The organism is Cupriavidus pauculus (genome assembly GCF_008801835.1).
Lineage (GTDB): Bacteria > Pseudomonadota > Gammaproteobacteria > Burkholderiales > Burkholderiaceae > Cupriavidus > Cupriavidus pauculus.
In genome coordinates, this window is sequence record NZ_VZOW01000074.1 from 1 (window position 1) to 3,749 (window position 3,749).

Annotated in this window: 5 protein-coding genes; 3 read left to right on the forward strand and 2 right to left on the reverse strand. The window is 55.4% G+C overall.

What is annotated here, in order from left to right; translation table 11 throughout:
- Positions 1-124: 124 nt before the first annotated feature.
- The gene (locus tag F7R19_RS29265) at positions 125-376 is read right to left on the reverse strand and encodes a hypothetical protein (protein ID WP_150982945.1); all 252 of its coding nucleotides are present in this window, start codon (positions 374-376) and stop codon (positions 125-127) included.
- A gap of 472 nt (positions 377-848) precedes the next feature.
- Between F7R19_RS29265 and F7R19_RS29270 the strand changes: the two genes are divergently transcribed.
- Positions 849-1,070: a hypothetical protein gene (locus tag F7R19_RS29270; protein WP_150982946.1), complete on the forward strand. Its 222-nt coding sequence runs from the start codon at positions 849-851 to the stop codon at positions 1,068-1,070.
- Between the two features lie 429 nt (positions 1,071-1,499).
- Here F7R19_RS29270 and F7R19_RS29280 read toward each other — a convergent pair whose 3' ends face one another.
- Positions 1,500-1,898, reverse strand: a complete 399-nt coding sequence (locus tag F7R19_RS29280) for a helix-turn-helix domain-containing protein (protein ID WP_150982948.1) — start codon at positions 1,896-1,898, stop codon at positions 1,500-1,502.
- Between the two features lie 229 nt (positions 1,899-2,127).
- Here F7R19_RS29280 and F7R19_RS29285 point away from each other — a divergent pair, with 229 nt between their 5' ends.
- The gene (locus F7R19_RS29285) at positions 2,128-2,787 is read left to right on the forward strand and encodes a CHASE domain-containing protein (RefSeq protein ID WP_150982949.1); all 660 of its coding nucleotides are present in this window, start codon (positions 2,128-2,130) and stop codon (positions 2,785-2,787) included.
- A gap of 40 nt (positions 2,788-2,827) precedes the next feature.
- Positions 2,828-3,688 (forward strand): PAS domain-containing protein, encoded by an 861-nt coding sequence (locus tag F7R19_RS29290; RefSeq protein ID WP_170292679.1) that lies wholly within the window; start codon positions 2,828-2,830, stop codon positions 3,686-3,688.
- The last annotated feature ends 61 nt before the right edge of the window (positions 3,689-3,749 follow it).

The window sequence follows — 3,749 nt, forward strand, 5'->3', positions numbered from 1 at the left end:
AGCCGACTCCACTCGACGCTGGGCTACGTCAGCCCCATGACGTTCGAGAAAAACTGGTCCGCAGCTCAGCAACACCGGGCTGCCTAATTCCCTCGGTTATGGGATTCGTGGAACAGGGGCAAGGTCACTTGGACAAACGATTCAATGCTGTACTTATTTCCTTGTCGTCAGGAATTCGTCCGTACCATTGAGTGCATAAGGCTTCGTCCAGGTAAACGTTGTAGTTTTCATGCGTAACTATCAGTACACGCACTTTCTTACCCAAAAACGGGTCGAGTTCCCCCTCTTTTAGCGATGGCAATGCCCCATCATCTGGCTGCTGAAAGGAATCATTGTCTGCATCCTCTTTGTGTAATTGTGCAATTTTTTCGCTCATATTCTTCGGTCTATCCTATCTGTGCTGCCGCGTTATTTCCCCGCATACGCTACGAGACTTGCTTTGCCTTCGATGCGAGGTCTCCCTTGAGCGAAATGCTGTTGCGGGCGGGAACTATCCAATTCTGGTACCTAGGTTCCCACTTCCCGAAGTGCTGCCCGGCAACATTGCGCGCCAAGCTTATCGCAGCATCACAGCCATATCCTCTAACAATCAGATCTCCGCTGGGCAGGGAGCCCACATGGATCTCACCTCCTGGAATCGCGTAGATGCTCATCGTTTTCTTCTTTGGGGTTTGACGGACGGACGTTGACGGGTCATGCAGGCAGGCCAGCAGCAAATGCCTGGACTGGACACTGGCTTTTTCTCCAGTGATTCTGCGGTACTACGCCCTGTGTTCTCTTCCCCTCGACGGTGGGGCTACACGCTGTGGTTGTTGTGCTGTCCGGTGTGGTCGTAGGAAGGTGATCGGATGGCTACCTCATCCATTTTCCGCGTTTCCGCATTGTCCGCAGACCAAGAGTTGGCGCTTGTGGAGATTGTGAGCGAACACTTCGGAGTCAATCTCTCTGGCGCTATGTTCATAGACCGGCTGCATTTGCTGTGCGAGGACATCGCAGGCTTCGAAACAGGCGAACTGGCCGGAGAAATGGTGCAGCGGATCTGGATTGCCTACAGCCGGCAAGGGCAGTAGGCACACGTGTGAGTGGCCACTTCAATAAGGACACGAGCAGAATGCCTTCTTCGAAGATTTCGCCAAAGTCCGGCGGCAGCCGAGGTCCGCTTTTTTCCCTCGGGCAGATTGTTGCGACACGAGGTGTGATGTCCCACCTGGCTCAGTGCTCAATCGGTCCAGTTCCGTATCTCACACGGCACGCCTGTGGTGATTGGGGCCTGGTGCCTACCGAGGACGTGAAAGCGAACGACTTGGCAGTCGAGCACGGCTGGCGCATCCTGTCCGCGTATGATATAGCCGGAGTACGGATCTGGATCATCACGGAAGCGGATCGGAGCGTTACCACACTGCTTCTGCCCGACGAGTATTGATATGGGCGACGAATTCCGTACCTGTGCTCCACAGCAGGTGCGAGCAGCGGAATCCCTTAAGACATCATGTGAGCATTCACTTGCGGCGGTGGCTTCGTGCCGGATGCTTGGACCGCAGTAGTTCCGTGAACTGCTGGACAAAGCTGATCACAAGCGCGCGCTCATCGGCTTCCAGGCCTTTCAGGGCATCTGACACCACAGCAGTCTGGTCATCGATATGCCGTGAGCCGCGCCGCAATAGATCATCCACCGTGCATTCCAGCGCATTGCTGAGTTGCTGGAGGCGGTATAGCGTTGGAACCCGGGTACCCCGTTCCCAGCGGCTGATCGCTTCCTGTTCCAGATTGATCATCTCGGCCAGCTTGGCCTGTGTCAGGCCTCGTGCCCGTCGTAATTCGGCAATGGTTGACCCCACGCGCGCCGCAATGGCTGCGTCTTGCGCGTCTTCACCAGAGAGCGTTGATCGAGTAGACATAGAACACAATGGTGGTGTCCATTCCACTCGCGATGAACATCCAAATTGGAATTAACAAGTCCAATATGGTTGATTTTGTCTATGTTCTAGTGTAACTTGATGCGCCACGACCGTCGCTGCTGCGCGGAAAGCGGGGGATCTAGGCAGCAACAGCCCGCTTGCTTGTGCCGGTCAGTCGTAAAACAGCTGTATAAAATACGCGATTTGCTCTCACTTCAGCAGATCGAACATGGCCGCTCGCCAACGTCAAATCGCCGGAATCGACATGCGCACAATATGGCTCGCCGTGGCATCGTGGCTTGCCGTGTCGCTCGTGACCATCGGCGTGTTTGCGGTCTCGGAAGTAGGGCGTCTACGGGCCGAATTTCAGCGGGAATCTGAATCCACCTACGAAATCGTCCGGCAACGCCTAGACCAGAATGAGGCGGTACTTGCGGGTATTGACGCACTGCTAAGTACCTTTCCTGGGCTGATGCCGGTTGCAACGCGTAACTATGCCAAGGAAATGCTGGAGCGCTACCAGCATATCTATACGATTGAGCTGCAACCCAGGGTAGAGCTTGCTGCTGTACCAGCGTTTGAACGCTGGGCGCAAAACAACGTCGACAGGGACTACCGCATCAAGGATTTCGGTTTCAGCGGCGAACGGAATTGGCGACCGGCTACACCGAGACCCTTCTACTACCCAATTACGTTCATGGAACCGGCAATCGAAGATGCCAAGTCGGTTCTTGGGCTGGATGTCTATGCGGACAAGAAGTTTCATGCCGCAATTGAGGAGACTATCAAGACTGGCCAGCTCGTGGTGTCTGCTCCCTTTGACCTCTTCGAAGGAGGGCGGATATCTGATTTTCAAGGCCATTTTTTCGACGCGTCCCCCGTCTCGTGACCTCTCCACACGGCATGCGGAAGCCACCCGCGTTGTATCGATGCTCATTCACACGAACAAGTTTCTGAGTCGTGATGAATTGCCGTCGAAATGGATGTCGATGCGGCTATATCACCGCGCCTACGACCGCAACAGCGAGAACGGGAGCGTGGACCGAATCGATGCCGTAGCCCACGGGTGGTTGGTTCGGAACATTCTTCCGGAATTTGTCTTCGAAAGAAGCCTGCCCAGTGACTCCCAGCCTTTCGAGTTCGAGACGCGCCGCCAAGTTGGACTTGAAGCCTTGCGCCCGTTACCCACTGCACTGGCTCTGCTTACCACGCTTGCCATTACCGTGCTTAGCTTGGTGATTTTGAGGCAGAGGAAGGTTGCGAAATCCCAAGCGCTCGATGTGGAGCAGCGCATGTTCCGCGAGAGGGAGCGGGCCTTGGTCATCCTACAGTCAATTGCCGATGCAGTTCTTACGGTCGATAGGAATGGGGTGGTTGAGTATGCGAACCCAGTCTGCGAGGTGCTGCTGAAGAAATCGCAGGCCGCAATCGTGGGTAGCGCCATTGACGACGTTCTGCCAATTGGATACGACCTTGCCCGACGGGTGCAGTCGAGCCCATTCCTCGAATGCCTGTTGCAGCGGACTGTGGTCGAGCTGCCGGAACACAGCTACCTCGTAAGGGAGGACCCTGAACGGGTGCTCGTCGAAGGCTCGGTGTCGCCACTCTTCGATCAAAAGCAGATTCTCAGTGGCGCTGTTATTGTGCTGCGAGATATGGGGCCGGTACGGACACGTGCCCTGGAAGCATTGCAGGCAAGTGAGCAGCGTTTGCGGGACCATCAGTGGAGTTGCCCCTATACCTCAGGACACGCAGACACCGCTAGGTTGATGACACTGCAGTCCGTCTGAACTCGCGCGGTGAGCGATATTTCAGGGCTTTGTGCGGGTGGCGCTCATTGTAGTGTTCAAA